The following is a 16352-nucleotide window of genomic DNA, read 5'->3' on the forward strand; positions in this document are numbered from 1 at the left end:
GGTCCGGCCCCGACCGCTTTCTGGTCCGGCGCGGGCGTCGCCGGCCTGGCCGCCCGACCGATAGAGAATCTGTGGGGGAAGCATGCCGGAACCGGCCCGATATTCGGTGGTCGAATGCGTGGTGACCGGACATCACCCGCTCGGCCTGCTCGCGCGGTTGACCCATGGCGGCGACGAGGCCGTGCTGGAGCGGGTCCCCGTCGAGGACGCGCCGCTGGACGAGCTGCCGCCCGTCGGTGCGGTGCTGCCCGCGGTCGTCCTGGGCCGCACCGCCGACGGCCGGCTGCGGCTGGCCGGTCGGCCGGCCTTCGTGGCGCTGGTGCGATCGGCCGCCGACCCGGCGGCCGCGCTCGACGCGTGGAGCCGGATCCGGGCGGCCGACGAGGCGTACGCCGAGGCCTGCCACAACCTGTTCTCCGGGCCGGACGCCGCGGCGGTGCTCTGCTGGGCTCTGGACCAGCCGGCCGGATCTCCCCAGCTCGGCTTCGCGCTGCGGGCCCTGCGGGACGCTCCCACCGAATTGAAGCTGGGTTTCGTGGACGAGCTGCTGCGGGTGTCCACCGAGGGGACGCCCCCTTCGGCCGTCCGGCAGGTGCTCTCCTCGATCCACCTGTCGGTCGACGGCGGTTCTCACCGGCGCGGCCCGCGGCGGCCGAACGGGACACCGCCGCCCAGGTCCGCGACGCCGCCCAACTCGGCACGGCCGCCGAACGCGGCGCTGCACAGCCTGGTCCGTTCACCGGACGCCAAGCGTCCGCCCAATGTCGGCGACGCCGGTACGGGGCCGGAGCGGGCCGCCTGACCTACCTCGCTCTTCCTGCACCTTCGCTGCGGACGGCGCTGGCTGGTTGTTCAGCGGCCACGATCGCTCCGGCCGAAGGGCGGCTGGCCGGCGCTCCGGCCGAAGGGCGGCTGGCCGGCCGAGACACCGCCCGGCCGGCCCCCGTGATCGATGGAGCCGGTTCAGGCCAGGCTCGGGGCCGTGACCTCCGGAGCGCCCTTGGGATCGGGACCGTACTGGTTGCTGCCCCGCGTGCCGTCGAGGATGAAGAACACGAGCAGGACGATGCCGCCCACCAGTGGGATGAGGCCGATCAGGATCCACCAGCCCGAGCGGTTGGTGTCGTGCAGCCGCCGCACGCCGACGGCCAGGCCCGGCAGCAGCAGGGCCAGCGTGACGATCAGGCTGATGACGCCGCTGGACCCCGGCCGCGACCCGAAGTTGGTGCCGAAGACGTCGTCGAGGAGGCCCGCGATGATGCCGACGACTGCCGTGAACAGGAAGAACCACCAGTATTCCGACCGGCGGGCCCGACCGCTGAAGCCGGCGTACTGGGTGAGGGCGGATCTGATCGCGTCAAGGGGTGACATGGCTATCTCCAAGAGAATTCGGGATTGAGGCCCGCAAGGGGGCCGACTGCGTCAAAGCCCACCAGACCGCCGACGGCCGGTCAATTGGCCGTTGTGGCGGAAGCCAAGATTTGCCGGCATTCCTTGCCGGAGTTGCCAAACCAAGCCCTCGCGCATAGCGCGCCAACCAACAGAACAAGTGCGAGCAGATGCAACAGGCGTACGCCCAAGGCCGCGATGTCCCCTGCCGCTGGCAGGAATCGCACTCCCCCAAGGCCAACGGCTGCGCCAACGCCGGCGGATGACCAGAACACAGCCGAGCGGTCCCGTCCCGGAACCGGAATCGGCTCGTCGACCGCTGTCCGCAGCGCCGCACGCCCGGCAAGCCAGACCGCGACCAGCCCACCGATGATCGTGCTGCTCACGTCGGCTACCGTCCACCAGTACAGCCCGGTGGCCGCGTGAAAGTCGAGACCGAGGGCCCCGCGCAGCCAGCCGTCCGTGTGGGTGAGGAAGTCCCAGCACACGTGCGCATCGAGGTCTACGCCGGAACCCGGCAGCGTTGCGCCCTGCGTTCCCTGCGCTATCCCGGATTCATCTGGGAGCAATTCGACGGCTGATCGTGCCGTGCTCTGTCAGGGCGCGTACGAGCGCTTCACAACGGCTCGGCCCGCCTCGGCGGCCGACAGGTAGAACCGCCGCAGATCCGCCACCTGCGAGCCGATCATATTGAGGAACACGTCCGGGAGAATCCCGCCGGTGCGCTCGGCCAGGAGGGGTCGATGCGCCGTCATCAGGGCCGACACGTCCGCTTCCCGCAGGAAACCGGCAGCCGCGGCAACCTCGTCCGTGGTGAGCTTGAGGATCAGGTCCCGGTCCGTAGGACCAACCTCCCCCAGCCGCTCCCCGCCGAGCACCGGCAGACCGCTGATCCCATCGTCCTGATGGCGCTGCCCGGCTACCGCCAAGTGGACGAACTCCCAGTTTTCACCAAGATCGCACAGCAGGTCGGAGCATGTCTCCGCGTCATACACCTCGTTGTCCAGGGTTGCCACGAAGCCCGACTCGAGGTGCCCCAGGCCCCGATCCAGGTCCTGCTGCGACACCTGCCGCAGTCGCAGGGAAACCGCCGCCACTGTCCCTCCACGGCGCCGCGTCCTCAAGCGTCCCGGCTGGAAGTCCGCGGGCGCACCGTAACACGCAGCCCCGTACCCGTGGTTTCCTTGTGGTCCACCGCTCTCGTGAAGCCGTTGGGACCGGAGGAAGTTCCAACCACTCATTCCAGTAGGCGTGCCGAATGGTGGCTCTCGGGCGAGTCCTAGCCGCCCAGGAGGGCGCGGACGTGCCGGGGCGCCGGTGAACCGTGCGACAGCATCAGGTCGTGCCACCGCCGGACCGACACGTCCGCCGGGCGCATGGCCGCGATCCCGGCCACCTCGGTGTAGCCGACGAAGTACGTCGAGAGCTGCGTGGCGGTGAGCAGCGCCCGGCGCCACTTGCCGGCCGCCTCGCCCTCCTCCTGGAAGCCGCGCTCGGTCATCAGCGCCATGGCCTCGGCCTCGGGCAGGTCCTCGCAATGCACGAGCTGGTCGAGGATCGCGTTGATGGTCATCCGTAGCTGCATCTTGAGCTGCTGCAACCGGATCGGCAGGCCGCCGAAGCCGGCGTCGGTCATCAGCTCCTCGGCGTACACGGCCCAGCCCTCGACGAACGGCCCGGAGTGCCCGAGCAGCCGGGCCCGGCTGCTGCCCCGGTAGCGGCGGGAGTGGGCGAGCTGGAGGAAGTGCCCGGGCATGGCCTCGTGCACGGTGAGGTTCCGCACCATGTGGTTGTTGTATTCCCGGTAGAACGAGTCGACCCGTTCGGCCGACCAGTCCGCCGGGGTGGGCGCGATGCAGTAGAAGGTCGGCACCGGGGCCGTCTCGAGCGGGCCCGGCGGGTCGCAGTAGGCCACCGCCACCCCGCGGGCGAACTCCGGCATCTCGGTGACCACGCACGGATCGTCGACCAGCGAGACGAGGTCGTGGTCCCGGACGAAGTCGGTGGTTTCGACGAGCGTCCGCCTCGCCAGCTCGACGATGGTGCCGTTGTCCGGCCGCTGCTCCGCGAGCTGAGCCAGTGCCCGGCGTACCGTCTCCGGAGTGGCCGGACCGCCCACCAGCTCGACGGCCGCGGCGGTGATCTCCTCGGTCACCCGGTCCAGATTGGTCCGGGCGAGCTCCAGGACCTGCCCGGCGGACAGCTCGGTGTCCAGGGTGTGCCACAGCCGCGCCTCCCAGAGCCGGCGCCCGAACCGTGGGTCCCGGCCCGGCCCGTCGTCGGAGCGCAGCCGCTCGCGCAGCCAGCCGGCGAACCCGTCCAGCTCCCGCGCGGCCGTCTCGGCCGCCGGCTCGACCCGGGTCCGCAGCGCCGGCGCCTCGGCCAGCAGCCGGGGCAGCTCGTCCCGGACCAGCGCCGCGGTGCCGGCGAACTGCGCGGCCGCGGTCTCCAGGTGGATCCGCGGCACGTCGGCGAGGGTGGCCCGCGCGGTGGCCAGCGCGTCGGGAACCGCGCCGAGCCGGCCGGCCAGGCTGGTCAGTCGCACATCGGCCGGCGCGAACGGCCGGGCGATCAGCGCGTGCAACAGCACGCCGGGGTTGTGCGCCAACGGATCCCACTCCGGCGCGCGCACCTCGGTGGCCTCGAACAGGTAGCGGTCGACCAGCGCCGACAGCACCGCGTGGTCGACCCGCTCGGCCGGGTCCAGCAGCTCGCCGTCCAGCTCGGACAGCGCGTTGGCGGCGTCCACCAGCATGGCCGCGTCGGCCGCCACCGCGGCGCCGGACAGGTCCGGCAACCGGTCGTCGAACCGGTGGTCGCCGGCGTCCGCCGCCAGCTCGGGCCGGCTGGCCAGCAGCGCGTCCACGATCCGCTCGGCGAGCGGCACGAATTCCTGCATGCGCTCACCCTACCCCCGACGATCATGGGCTTCACGGCGCTCGAAACGGTGAATTCGGCAGCAGATCCGGTGACCGCCGCCGGGGACGCCGGGTGTTCGCGGGGGCGGGGGTCGGGGTCAGCCGGCCTCGGCGGCGCGAATGGCGTCGGCGTACCCGAGGGCCGCCGACCGTAGCGCCGACTCGGGGTCCAGGCCGGCCGACCGGGCCCGGGCCACCGCCGCGAGCAGCTCGGCGCCCAGCCGCCGCTGCGGGTCGTCGGGCGCCGGCTCCGGCAGCGGTACGTCCAGCCCGGCGCGCGCCGCCCGGTCGAGGTACTTCGCGGCCAGGGCCAGCGCCGGCTGGCTGGGGGCGACCCCGTCCAGCGCCGACCGGCGCGGCCGCTCGGTGCGCTTGATCCGCTCCCAGTTCTCGGTGATCTCCTCGATGCTGCCGACCTCGGCGCCCGCGAACACGTGCGGGTTGCGCCGGATCATCTTCTCCACCAGCCCGGCGGCCACGTCGTCGACGGTCCACCGCCGGTTCTCCGGCAGCTCCTCGGCCAGCCGGGCGTGCAGGACCACCTGGAGCAGCACGTCTCCCAGCTCGTCCCGCAGCGCCGCCAGGTCGCCGGTGAGGATCGCGTCGTACGCCTCGTACGCCTCCTCCAGCAGGAACCGGGCGAGGCTCTCGTGGGTCTGTGCCCGCTTCCACGGATCCCCGCCGGGCGAGGCGAGCCGGTCCAGCACGGTCACCGCGTCCAGCAGCCGGGCGCCGGGCGGGTCCCACGAGCCGTACAGCAGCTCCAGCTCGGCCAGCGCCGGTTCCCGGGCCAGCCGCAGGCCGAGTTCCCGGGCCAGCGTCTCATCGCCGGCCGGCCCGGCCAGCCACACCGCCGTGCCGTGTTCGGCCGCCGCCGCGAGCAGCTCGGGCACCGGCTCGGCGCCGGCGATCCGGACCTCCGCGCCCGCGGCGCGCAGGGCCGCGGTCTGCGCGCCCTCGGCCGCGACCAGCACCGGCCCGGCGCGTACGGCGTCCCAGGCCGACGCGGTCAGCAGGCCCGCCGGCAACCGCGGCGAGGTGACCAGCAGGACCACCCGGGGACGCGCGCTCACTGTGCCGGCGCGCTGGGCCCCGCCGACGGGGCCAGGTCGATCACCGGACCGTCCTGGTCCACGTACGGCAGCTCGTAGAGGATCACGCCACTGCCGGTGCTCACCACGGCGGGCACACCGAGCGGCCGGTACCGCGGGTTCACCGTCACCCCGATCCGCTTGGCCTCGTCGGCCAGCGCCGCGCTCACCGCCGTGGTGGTACGGACGAAGCCGCCGTCACCGAACGTCTGCCGCACCTGGGTCACGCTCATCCCGCCCGGGATCTTGCCGACCTTCACCAGCGCCTGGTAGATCGCCATCACGGCCTGGTCGCTCAGCTCGGCCGGCGGCAGCTTCTCGCTCAGCGTGCCGTAGATGTCGATCCACTCGCCCCACAGCTTCGCGAACTCGGCGCTCGCCGGCATCTGGATATCCGACTCGAGCTGCTCGGCCGTGACCTGGTCGGAGATGGGGATCTTCTTCTCGGCCGCGACCCGCTTGCCCAGGTCGATGCCGACCAGCAGATCCACCACGTCCTGCCGGGTGACCGTCGAGCGCGGCGGCTCGACCGTCGGCGACGCCCCCGACTGGGCGGCCTGGGCGGCGATCTGCCCCTGCACCGCGTCGTGGAACTTCGACTGGGCGTCCGTGTAGATGTGGTCGACCCGGTCCGTGGAGTACGTGGCGTCGCCGACGTAGGCCGCGACGCCCGGTTCGGACCGGCCGCAGGCGCCGAGGGCGGCGACGGCGACCAGGGCGAGCGAGACGGCGGAGGCGACAGGACGAGCACGCATGGCGGTCACTCTCTCATGACCGGTCGCCGGCTGTGACAGCGGCCACCGGCTTGGGCTCGCCGCGTTACCTTCCGCTCGCCACTGCGGGGCCCGCAACCCCGGCGGGCTCCTCGGGCTCGCCTCGTCACCTTCCGCTCGCCACTGCGGGGCCCGCAACCCCGGCGGGCTCCTCGGGCTCGCCGAGGACGTCTTTGAGGAGCTGGGCGCACCAGTCCAGCAGGGCCTGGTCGCGCAGCGGCTCGCCGCCCACCCGCCGGGTGCTGGGCCGGGGCACGCTCACCTGGTCGGTGGCGGCCTTGTAGACCGCGTCCGGGTGGTACCGCTTGAGCCGCAGCTGCTTGGAGTCCGGCAGCGGCAGCGGCCCGAACCGCACGTGCCGGCCCTGCACGGAGACGTCGGTCAGCCCGTACCGGCGGGCCAGCAGCCGGAACCGGGCCACCGCCACGAGGTTCTGCACCGGCGCCGGCGGCTCGCCGTACCGGTCGGTCATCTCGACCACGACCTCGCGCAGCCGGTCGACGTCGCGGGCCTCGGCCAGCTTGCGGTACATCTCCAGGCGGAGCCGCTCGACGCTCACGTAGTCGTGCGGCAGGTGCGCGTCGACGGGCAGATCGATCTTGACTTCCGCTTCCTCCTCCGGCCGCTCGCCCTTGAACTGCTGGACCGCCTCGCCGACCATCCGGACGTACAGGTCGAAGCCGACGCCCTCGATGTGCCCGGACTGTTCACCGCCGAGCAGGTTGCCGGCGCCGCGGATCTCCAGGTCCTTCATGGCCACGTACATCCCGGCGCCCAGCTCGGTGTGCTGGGCGATGGTGGCCAGCCGCTCGTGCGCGTGCTCGGTCAGCGGCTTCTCCGGGGGATAGAGGAAGTAGGCGTACGCCCGCTCCCGGCCTCGGCCCACCCGACCGCGGATCTGGTGCAGCTGGGCCAGGCCCAGCAGGTCGGCGCGCTCGACGATCAGCGTGTTGGCGTTCGGGATGTCGATGCCGGACTCCACGATCGTGGTGCAGACCAGGACGTCGAACTCCTTCTCCCAGAAGCCGACCATGACCTTCTCCAGGGCCTCCTCGCCCATCTGGCCGTGCGCCACCGCCACCCGCGCCTCGGGGACCAGCTCGCGGATCCGGCGCGCCGCCTTCTCGATCGACTCCACCCGGTTGTGCAGGTAGAAGACCTGGCCGTCGCGCAGCAGCTCGCGGTGGATGGCCGCGGCCACCTGCCGGTCGTCGTACGCACCGACGAACGTGAGGACCGGGTGCCGTTCCTCCGGCGGGGTCGCGATCGTGGACATCTCCCGGATGCCGGTGATCGCCATCTCCAGCGTCCGCGGGATCGGTGTGGCCGACATGCTCAGCACGTCCACCGAGGCGCGCAGCGTCTTCAGGTGCTCCTTGTGCTCGACGCCGAACCGCTGCTCCTCGTCCACCACCACCATGCCGAGGGACTTGAACCGGGTGGCCGCCTGCAACAGCCGGTGGGTGCCGATGACGATGTCGGCGCTGCCCTCGGCCGCCATGGTGAGCGTCTGCTCGGCCTCCTTGGGGGTCTGGAACCGGGACAGCTGCCGGATGGTCACCGGGAACTGGCCCATCCGCTCGGCGAACGTGTTGTAGTGCTGCTGGGCGAGCAGCGTGGTGGGCACGAGCACCGCCACCTGCTTGCCGTCCTGCACGGCCTTGAAGGCCGCCCGTACCGCGATCTCGGTCTTGCCGTATCCGACGTCGCCGCAGATCAGCCGGTCCATTGGGACCGACTGCTCCATGTCCCGCTTGACCTCCTCGATCGCCGCCAGCTGGTCGGGCGTCTCGGTCCACGGGAAGGCGTCCTCCAGCTCCCGCTGCCAGGGCGTGTCGGGGCCGAACGAGTGCCCCCGGGACGCCTTGCGCGCGGCGTACAACTGGATCAGTTGCGCGGCGATCTCCCGGACCGCCTTGCGGGCCCGGGCCTTGGACTTCTGCCAGTCCGAGCCGCCCATCTTGTGCAGCGTCGGCTGCTCGCCGCCGACGTACCGGGAGAGCTGGTCGAGCTGGTCGGTGGGGACGAACAGCCGGTCGCCGGGCTGGCCGCGCTTGCTGGCGGCGTACTCGATGACCAGGTATTCCCGCGAGGCGCCGTTCACGGTGCGCTGCACGAGTTCCTGGTAGCGGCCGATGCCGTGCTGCTCGTGCACCACGTAGTCGCCGGCGCGCAGCTCCAGCGGGTCGATGGTGTTGCGGCGCCGGCTCGGCATCTTGCGCATGTCCCGGGTCGACGAGCCGCGGCCGCCGGTGATGTCGTTACCGGTGAGCACGGCCAGCCGGCTCGCCGGGTCGAGGAACCCGTGGTTGATGCGGCCACAGGTGACCACCAGCTCGCCCGGCGCCGGCGCCGACTCGATGGTCTCGGTCGTGGCCGCGCCGAGTCCGGCGTCCCGGAGCACCTCGACGGCCCGCTGCGCCGGCCCGTGCCCCTCGAACACCAGGGCCACCCGCCAGCCCTCGCCGGCCCAGCGCTTGAGGTCGTCCACCACCCGGCCGGTCTCGCCGTGGTAGAGCGGGGTCGCCTGGGCGCCGAGGGTGAGCGCCACGCCCTCGTCGGGGGTGACCTGCACGGCCTCGTCGTCGTCCAGCCACGGCTCGCGGTCAACCGCCGGCTCGGCGGCCGCCAGGCCGAACGGCGACACCGACCACCAGGGCTGGCGCAGCGTGGCCGCGGCCGCGCGGACGTCGCCCAGGCTGCGGAAGGCGGCGGCCCCGAGGTCGACCGGCGCCGCGCCGCCGACCGCCGCGGCGGCCCAACTGGCCTGCAGGAACTCCTCCGAGGTACGGAGCAGGTCGTGCGCCCGGGTGCGGATCCGCTCGGGGTCGCAGAGCAGCACGTGGGTGCCCGCGGGCATGCAGTGCGGCAGCAGCTCCAGGCTCTCCGGGCCGAGCAGCGCCGGGGCCAGCGACTCCATCCCCTCCACCGGAATGCCCTCGGCCAGCTTGTCCAGGATCTCGGCCAGCTCGGGGTGCTCGCCCGCCAGCGCGGCGGCCCGCTCCCGGACCGCCGGGGTGAGCAGCAGTTCCCGGCAGGGCGGCGCCCACAGCTGGGGCACCTGCTCGATGGTCCGCTGGTCGGCCACGGCGAAGGTGCGGATCTCCTCCACCTCGTCGCCCCAGAACTCGACCCGGGACGGATGCTCGTCGGTGGGCGGGAAGACGTCCAGGATGCCGCCGCGGACGGCGAACTCGCCGCGCTTCGTCACCAGGTCGACCCGGGCGTACGCCATGTCGATCAGCCGGTGGGCCACCGCCTCCAGCTCGGCCTCGACGCCGGCCGCCACCCGGATCGGCTCGAGGTCACCCAGCCCACGCAGCTGCGGCTGCAGCACCGAACGGACCGGCGCCACCACCACCCGCAGCGGGCCGGCGGGGCCGCTGCCCGGGTTGCCCTCGGCGCCCGGACCGGTCGCTCCGTCCGGCCGGGCCACCGGCACATCGGCCTCCGGGTGGGCCAGCCGGCGCAGCACGGCGAGCCGCCGGCCGACCGTGTCCGACCGCGGGGACAGCCGCTCGTGCGGCAGCGTCTCCCAGGACGGGAAGACGGCCACCTGGTCCGGCGGCAGCAGGCTGCCCAGCGCCGCGGCAAGATCGTCGGCCTCCCGGCTGGTGGCCGTGACGGCCAGCACCGGTCGACCGGCGCCACCCCACTGCTCGTCCGCCGCGGCGGCGGCCACGACGAACGGCCGCAGCGCCGGTGGGGCCGTGACGTCCAGGCCGTCGGCCACGTCGAAATCACCGCGGGCGAGATCGCGGGCGCGGGTCAGCGCAGGGTCAGCCAGGGCCGCCGTCAACAGGCCGGCGAGCGACGTCATGATCACAACCTTTGCACCAGAACACGACAAATCCCCCTCATCCGCAACGGGACGGGGGTGCTACTCATCGAGAGTATCGCCATGTCGTACCGGGCGGCCGGGCACGACCGCGATGAGCGCCGCCCACCGAGCTGCCACGATCAGACACGCCGGTACGTAATCACGCTCGGTTTCGCTTTCGCTGCGTAACGTGTCCATCCGTGCCGAGTGCGGAACACGAGTCTGCGGTGGCGTTGGCCAAACTGGATCCGAATCCGGTGGCCTGGCTGCTGACGAACCTCTTCAACGTCAAGGTCCCCGACTACCACCACGCCCGTACCCATGCCACCGATGTGCGGGTGCTGGTCCCACGTACGTACCACGCCGACAGCATGCTGCTGTTCTGCGACCCAGCCGATCGGCCGCTGCTCACGGTGGTGCTGGAGATCCAACGCGGCTGGGACTCCGGCAAGCGACGGATGTGGAAACTGTATGTGGCCCAACTCGAAGCCGAACTGGATGTCGACGCGGCCCTGCTGGTCTACTGTCCGGACCTGCGGATCGCCCGCCGCTATCGCGACCTGTTCCAGTTCGACGGCCTGTGCCTGACGTTACGGCCGATGATCTTCACGCCGAGCGACGTGCCGCTGGTGGTCGACGCGGATCTGGCGCGCGCCAACCCGGCGCTGACCGTGCTGTCGGCCATCTGCCACGGCCACGACAGTCAGGTTGAAGCGACCTTCCCCGCCCTGATGGAAGCGCTGCGCTCGCTCAACCCCAGGACCGCATTCTTGTACTATGACGTTGTGCTGGCCGGACTGCCCACGGCAGCCCGGGCCCGTTGGGAGGCGTTCATGACCACCGATGTTGGCTACGAATACCACAGCGAGCTCTTTCGCGAGCTTGCCGCCCAACACGAACAGGCAGGCGAAGCTCGAGGTGAAGCTCGCGGTGAGGCCCGGGCGGTGCTCACCCTGCTCGTCGGCCGCGGCGTGCGCGTGCCGGCCGAAGCCCGAGATCGGATCCTCGCCTGCACGGATCGGGCGCAGCTCGACGATTGGCTCCTCCGCGCCGCCACCGCCGCCACCATCGACGACGTCCTCGGCTGAGGTTCAACCGCCGCCGTCCGGCGGCGGGCGTCTCCCCCGGCCCCGGCCGACGACGCCACGCGACAACCAATGGCCGGTTTCCCCGTGTCTTACTGGGAGAGATGGGGAGGCGGCATGTGCGAGGAAGAGGCGTGTGACCCGAGGCGGGAGACCTCCCAGGGCGAGTGGCGGGTCCTCGGCGTGCCGGATGGGATGCTGTTCTACGAGGTCCGCTGCCTGATCGACGGACCCGGCTGGTCGGGGCCGGCGGCCGACCTCGGGTATCGGGTGGTGCTCGGCCGCTCCGGCGGCTACCTCCGCCGGCTCAACGGTCGGGTCACCTTCGCCGACGCCACCTCGGTGCTGCTGACCCGCCCGGGCGACGAGATGTGGGTGGCGCACCCGCTCGGCTGTGGGGATGTCTACAGCTGCCTGGAGGTGCCGGCCGAGGTGCTGGCCGGGCGGCCGGATGCGGACTGGTGGTTGGACCGCGCGGGCGGTGAGGGCACCGCCGACGACCGGTTCGAGCTGGCCCACCGGCTGCTGCTGGCCGACGCCCGGCGCGGCATCGACGAGTTCGAGCTGGCCGAGCGGCTGCACGGGCTACTCACCTCGGTCATCAAGCGCACCCCGGCCGGGGCCATGGACCGGGACGACGACGTCGACCGGGCGGCCGGCCGCCGGCACGCGACGCTGTCCGACCACCGCCGGCTGGTCAACCGGACCCGGGAGGTGCTGGCCAGCGGCGGTCTCGGGCTGAGCCTGACGGCGCTGGCCCGCGAGGTCGGCTCCTCGCCGCACCACCTCAGCCGGGTCTTCCACCGGGTCACCGGCCGGAGCATCAGCACCCACCGGAACCAGTTGCGGGTGCGGGCCGTGCTGGACAGCCTTGCCGAGGACGGGTCGTCGCTCCGGGATGTGGCGGCCCGGCACCACTTCGCCGACCAGGCCCACCTCAGCCGGGTCCTGCAGCGGCAACTCGGGCACCCGCCGGCCCGACTGCGCCGGATGCTCACCCCCTCCTCACCGGGCTGACTCGGATCGAGCACGGAAGTACAAGACCGTGCCCAGGGCCGGTCGCAACCATGGGAGCTGACCGGAGGGCCCGCACGATACGACGGGGGCGAGCGGCGTCCGGACCGGTCTCGACGGCCGGAGCCGCGCGGACCCGAGGCGCGGCTCCGGCGTTCCGGGCAGCCACCGAGACATCGAATCCCCGCGTCGGTCAGAGGAGATCGCCATGCGTACCAGCCAACGGGCGCGAAGATCGCGCCTGTTGGCCCTCATGGTGGGGTCGTTGGCCCTGATCACCGCCGCCACGCCGGCCGCCGCGGTGGCCGGGACCCCGGGCCGGGGCGCCACCCTGGTCAGCAGCCGGACCGGTGCCCCGACCGCGCCTCCGGGCCTCCCGCTGGCGGGCCGGCCCGGTCTCAGCGACGCGCAGCCGTGCGCCGAGGCCACCGGCTTCACCTGCGCCGACCTCACCGTGCCGCTGGATCGCTCCGGGCATCTGCCGGGCTCGCTGCGACTGCGGGTCGCCGCCTCGGACAACCTGACCGCGCCCCGCGGCACCTTGCTGTTCCTGACCGGCGGTCCCGGCCAGCCGGGGGTCGGGCTGCTGCCGCGGATCACCCCGCGGATCGGCTATCTGCTGAGCGACTACCGGCTCGTGGTGATCGATCAGCGGGGCACCGGTCCGGCCGGCATCGACTGCCTACGGCTGCAGGCCGAGGTCGGCTCGTCGGACGTCACCCCGCCGTCCCCGGATGCGGTGACGGAGTGCGCCGGGCAGCTCGGCCCGCCCCGCGCCCACTACGCCACCGCCGACACCGTGGCCGACCTGGAGAGCCTGCGCCGGGCCCTCGGGGTCTCCCGCTGGACCCTCGACGGCATCTCGTACGGCACCTTCGTGGCCCAGCGGTACGGACGCAGCCACCCGGACCGGGTCGCCCGGATGGTGCTGGACTCGGTGGTGCCGAGCGACGGCGTGCCCACCCTGTACGCGGACAGCATGCACCGGGTCGGGTACGTGCTGCGGCAGGCCTGCCAGGAGCAGTCCTGCGGGTACGACCCAGCGGCCGAACTGGCCGACGTGATCGGTCGGTACGGCAATGAGGTCGGGATCTTCGATTTCCTGGTCACGGCCACGATCGTGGACCCGAAGCTGACCGGCGACGGCTACTGGCCGGAGCTGCTGTTCCTGCACCTGGCCGCGCAGGGCACCCCGGGGCCGCTGCTGTCGGCCATCGAGGATCTCCAGGGCGGCGAGAACACGCCGTTCAGCCAGTTCAGCTCCGGGCTGCACGCGGCGACGTTCTGCGCCGAGTTGGCCGACCCACCGTGGGGCAGCCCGATGGCGCCGGTGGCCGTCCGCGGCCGGGCGCTGGACCGGGCCGTGGCCCGGATCCCGGCCGACTACACGTGGCCGTTCCCGACCCGCACGGCCGGCGAGCAGGGCATCGCGCAGACCTGCCGGTACTGGCCCCCGGTCCGGCCGGCGGCGCCATCGCCGCGCCGCCCGCTGACCATGCCGGTGCTGCTGATCAACGGCGACCGGGACCTGTCCACGCCGCTGCCCTGGGCGCAACGCGAGGCGGCGCGGATGCCACACGGCCAGCTCGTGGTGGTGGCCAGGATGGGCCACTCCATCCAGGGCCGCAACGCCGACGGCGACCGGGCCGTCCGGGAGTTCCTGCTCGGCCCGCCCCGCTAGCGCCCGACCCAAGGCCCCGGGCGGCGCGTCCCCGGGGGACGCAGCGCCGGAGGACGCAGCGCCGGGGGACGATCATGGGCTTTGCTGCGAGGATCCGGGCGGCGGATTCTCGCGGCAAAGCCCATGATCATTTGTCGCCACGGCGCGGCACGGCGGCAGCGGCGACAACGACAGCGGCGACAGCGGCGTTGGGAGCGCGGGCGGCGGGGGTCAGCGGCAGGTGACGCCGACGCAGCCGCTGCGATCTCCCCTGGAGAGATTGCCGCCGCCGTCCCGCACGCTGCCGGCCGGCAGGGCCTCGATCCCGAAGTCGGCGTTGCCGTACGTCCGGTTGCCGCGCACCAGCAGCCCGCTGCCGACGGGCACGTCGGTGTGCAGCCCGTCGTTCACCCGCCGGCCCGCGGAGTCGGTCACGATGTCCGGGCCGTACCCGTTGTGCCGGAGCGTGTTGCCGGCGACGGTGACCGGACCGCTCGGGATGAACGGAACGGACGTCGTGAGGAACACGCCCGCCACCGAATTGCCGGTGAGGCGGTTGCCGGAGATGACCATCCCCTCGAACTCGGCCAGCACCTGCCCCTTGACGTACACCCCGAAGCGGGCGCCGCGGACCGTGTTGGCCAGCACCCGGATGTCGCGGCAGGGCCCGAAGTCGATGCTGATTCCGCCCCCGGAGATGGTGTTCCGCCGCAGCAGCACATCGTCGGTGACCTCCAGGCCCACCCCGCCGTTGGTGAACCGGTTGTCCTCGATGACAAGGCCGCCCGACTCGGACGAGGAGGCGCCGCCGTCGACGAAGGTGTTGCCCCGGATCGTGAACCCGGCGGACTCCATCAGGAAGAGGTCACCGGCGCGGATCCGGCTGTTCACCACCCGGGAGGCGGCGCCGTGGACGTTGTCGGCCAGCACCCCACCGGTGACCTTTGCCCCGTCCATGACCAGGGAGTCGTACCCGGAGGCCGCGACCGCCCAGCCCGTCGAGTCGAACTCCCCGCCGCGGATCCGCAGCTGGCCGCCGCCCCAGTCGGCGGCCAGGCCGTTGTGCAGCAGCCGTACGCCGGTCAGCGACACGTCCCGGACGGTGTCCAGCGCGATTCCCTGGGCGAAGCCGGAGATGGCGCCGTCGCCGACCGCCAGCCCGGCGTGCTCCTCGTCCCGGATGCCCGCGCCGGTGCCCGACCCGGTGAGGCGGTGCCCGTTCAGGTTGATCCGGACCCCGTCGGCGGCCACGACCAGGCCGTCACCGGCGCAGCGCAGATCGTTGCGCAGGGTGATGCTGGTGGTGATCGTGTCGCCGCAGTGGAGGACCGGCCCGGCCGCTTCCGCCCCGCCCGTCCCGGCGGTCATGACCAGCAAAATCGACGAGGCCGCGACGATCGCCAGCCGGATCGGTCCCCTCATGACACCCTCCCGCAGCGATCAGATGCACCAAGCGTATTTACGCACAGTGATCGACGGATCGGGCCGGTCGTTGATCCGACCGAGGTCAGTAGCGGACCGAGATGCGGCGGTCCGCCGCGTCGACCCGGACGGTGCCGCCGTACGGGAGGATCTGCTGCGGGTCGGTGTGCCCGATGTCGAGGTCGTACACCACGATCGCGTCCGGGGCGTACTCGTGCAGCGCGCGAGCCACGGCGGCCCGCTGCGCCTCGGCGTACGCCCGTTTCTCGGCGGCGGCCAGCGGGCGCGGGTGGTTCCACGCCTTGGCCCGGCCGACCAGCACAGCGGAGAACCCGGCCAGCAGGCCACGCTCGCCCATGTTCCGCAGGATCCGGTAGACCTCGGTGTCCGGCGGCATTTCCTCCGAGGTCTCGATGGCCAGCACGCAGCCGGCGTAGTCGGCGTTCGGCCCGACCCGCCCGGCGGCCAGCAGCCAGTGCAGGATCTCCAGGTTGCCGCCCCAGAGCGGCGCCTCCACCACGGTGGCCGGGCCGGACCAGCGCCAGCCCTCGGCCGGGAACATCGTCGGCTCGGTGCCGAGGTACGCGGGGTCACGCCAGTCGCCGGGCTCATCGGTCCACTCGGCCGGCGCGGTCAGCTCGTGCCAGCCGGAGGTGAACAGCGCGGCGCGCAGCGAGTCGAGGCTGACCGGGTGCGGCGCGCCCCCGCGGCCGAGGTGCACCAGCACCGATCCGCCGTGGTAGCTCACGACGCCCAGCCCGAACAGGTGGTTCAGCAGGTTGGTGTTGTCCGAGTAGCCGAAGAACGGCTTGGGGTTGGCCCGCAGCACCGCGTCGTCCAGGTGCGGGATCACGGTGATCTGATCGTCGCCGCCCACGGTGGCCAGCACCGCCGTGATCGACGGGTCGGCGAACGCGGCAACCAGGTCACGGGCCCGATCGGCCGGGTGGGCGCCCAGCACCCGGGTGGTGGGGTATTCGACCGGCTCCAGGCCGAGCTCGTCGCGCAGCCGGCGCAGGCCCAGCTCGTACACCTCGGGAAAGATCGCCGGCAGGCCGGCGGACGGCGACACGACCGCGACCCGGTCGCCGGGGCGGGGCTTGGCGGGATAACTCGGCTGCGGCATACCGGGAAAGCTATCGGCCGGCGCAAGCGGATAAACCTTCCATAAGCTACCGAA

At 72.6% G+C, this 16352-nt stretch carries 12 protein-coding genes and 2 pseudogenes; 4 read left to right on the forward strand and 10 right to left on the reverse strand.

Annotated elements, in window-relative coordinates; all coding sequences use genetic code 11:
* The first annotated feature begins 82 nt into the window (after positions 1-82).
* On the forward strand, positions 83-802 hold the full coding sequence (locus ACFFHU_RS00510; protein WP_377334507.1) for a hypothetical protein: 720 nt from the start codon (positions 83-85) through the stop codon (positions 800-802).
* Between the two features lie 161 nt (positions 803-963).
* On the opposite strand, the gene ACFFHU_RS00515 is transcribed toward ACFFHU_RS00510, so the two are convergent.
* The 8 genes and pseudogenes from ACFFHU_RS00515 to ACFFHU_RS00550 all read right to left on the reverse strand — a co-directional run.
* Complete coding sequence (locus ACFFHU_RS00515) at positions 964-1371, reverse strand: DUF805 domain-containing protein (protein WP_377334509.1); 408 nt, start codon at positions 1369-1371, stop codon at positions 964-966.
* 80 nt (positions 1372-1451) lie between these two features.
* A complete protein-coding gene (locus ACFFHU_RS00520) occupies positions 1452-1775 on the reverse strand; it encodes a hypothetical protein (protein WP_512699507.1) in 324 nt (107 codons plus the stop codon).
* 210 nt (positions 1776-1985) lie between these two features.
* The gene (locus ACFFHU_RS00525) at positions 1986-2486 is read right to left on the reverse strand and encodes a DUF1877 family protein (RefSeq protein WP_377334513.1); all 501 of its coding nucleotides are present in this window, start codon (positions 2484-2486) and stop codon (positions 1986-1988) included.
* Positions 2487-2668: 182 nt separating this feature from the next.
* A complete protein-coding gene (locus ACFFHU_RS00530) occupies positions 2669-4288 on the reverse strand; it encodes a DUF885 domain-containing protein (RefSeq protein WP_377334515.1) in 1620 nt (539 codons plus the stop codon).
* Positions 4289-4405: 117 nt separating this feature from the next.
* The gene (locus ACFFHU_RS00535) at positions 4406-5380 is read right to left on the reverse strand and encodes a nucleoside triphosphate pyrophosphohydrolase (RefSeq protein WP_377334517.1); all 975 of its coding nucleotides are present in this window, start codon (positions 5378-5380) and stop codon (positions 4406-4408) included.
* Positions 5377-6153 (reverse strand): hypothetical protein, encoded by a 777-nt coding sequence (locus tag ACFFHU_RS00540; protein ID WP_377334519.1) that lies wholly within the window; start codon positions 6151-6153, stop codon positions 5377-5379. The genes ACFFHU_RS00535 and ACFFHU_RS00540 overlap by 4 nt, the downstream gene beginning before the upstream one ends.
* A 124-nt stretch (positions 6154-6277) precedes the next feature.
* Positions 6278-9553, reverse strand: a pseudogene (gene mfd, locus ACFFHU_RS00545) (transcription-repair coupling factor); the annotation flags it as partial.
* A gap of 63 nt (positions 9554-9616) precedes the next feature.
* A pseudogene (locus ACFFHU_RS00550) lies at positions 9617-9991 on the reverse strand (transcription-repair coupling factor); the annotation flags it as partial.
* A 200-nt stretch (positions 9992-10191) separates the two neighbouring features.
* Here ACFFHU_RS00550 and ACFFHU_RS00555 point away from each other — a divergent pair.
* The 3 genes from ACFFHU_RS00555 to ACFFHU_RS00565 all read left to right on the forward strand — a co-directional run bounded on the left by ACFFHU_RS00555 (position 10192) and on the right by ACFFHU_RS00565 (position 13771).
* Positions 10192-11079: a hypothetical protein gene (locus ACFFHU_RS00555; RefSeq protein WP_377334521.1), complete on the forward strand. Its 888-nt coding sequence runs from the start codon at positions 10192-10194 to the stop codon at positions 11077-11079.
* Positions 11080-11193: 114 nt separating this feature from the next.
* Positions 11194-12093, forward strand: coding sequence for a helix-turn-helix domain-containing protein (locus ACFFHU_RS00560; protein ID WP_377334523.1), 900 nt, complete (start codon positions 11194-11196; stop codon positions 12091-12093).
* A 205-nt stretch (positions 12094-12298) separates the two neighbouring features.
* A complete protein-coding gene (locus ACFFHU_RS00565) occupies positions 12299-13771 on the forward strand; it encodes an alpha/beta hydrolase (protein WP_377334525.1) in 1473 nt (490 codons plus the stop codon).
* A 210-nt stretch (positions 13772-13981) separates the two neighbouring features.
* Here ACFFHU_RS00565 and ACFFHU_RS00570 read toward each other — a convergent pair whose 3' ends face one another.
* Both ACFFHU_RS00570 and ACFFHU_RS00575 read right to left on the reverse strand, forming a co-directional pair.
* The gene (locus ACFFHU_RS00570; protein WP_377334527.1) at positions 13982-15172 is read right to left on the reverse strand and encodes a right-handed parallel beta-helix repeat-containing protein; all 1191 of its coding nucleotides are present in this window, start codon (positions 15170-15172) and stop codon (positions 13982-13984) included.
* A gap of 85 nt (positions 15173-15257) precedes the next feature.
* Entirely contained in the window at positions 15258-16298 is a 1041-nt protein-coding gene (locus ACFFHU_RS00575; RefSeq protein ID WP_377334529.1) for a S66 family peptidase, read from the reverse strand.
* Positions 16299-16352 lie beyond the last annotated feature (54 nt).

The organism is Plantactinospora siamensis, assembly GCF_042434095.1.
GTDB lineage: Bacteria > Actinomycetota > Actinomycetes > Mycobacteriales > Micromonosporaceae > KBS50.

Bases quoted from the DNA above. Each gene is read 5' to 3' on its own strand.
- ACFFHU_RS00540 (WP_377334519.1), bottom strand. From the start codon at position 6,153: ATGCGTGCTCGTCCTGTCGCCTCCGCCGTCTCGCTCGCCCTGGTCGCC.
- ACFFHU_RS00575 (WP_377334529.1), bottom strand. From the start codon at position 16,298: ATGCCGCAGCCGAGTTATCCCGCCAAGCCCCGCCCCGGCGACCGGGTC.
- ACFFHU_RS00510 (WP_377334507.1), top strand. From the start codon at position 83: ATGCCGGAACCGGCCCGATATTCGGTGGTCGAATGCGTGGTGACCGGA.
- ACFFHU_RS00560 (WP_377334523.1), top strand. From the start codon at position 11,194: ATGTGCGAGGAAGAGGCGTGTGACCCGAGGCGGGAGACCTCCCAGGGC.
- ACFFHU_RS00565 (WP_377334525.1), top strand. From the start codon at position 12,299: ATGCGTACCAGCCAACGGGCGCGAAGATCGCGCCTGTTGGCCCTCATG.
- ACFFHU_RS00570 (WP_377334527.1), bottom strand. From the start codon at position 15,172: ATGAGGGGACCGATCCGGCTGGCGATCGTCGCGGCCTCGTCGATTTTG.
- ACFFHU_RS00530 (WP_377334515.1), bottom strand. From the start codon at position 4,288: ATGCAGGAATTCGTGCCGCTCGCCGAGCGGATCGTGGACGCGCTGCTG.
- ACFFHU_RS00515 (WP_377334509.1), bottom strand. From the start codon at position 1,371: ATGTCACCCCTTGACGCGATCAGATCCGCCCTCACCCAGTACGCCGGC.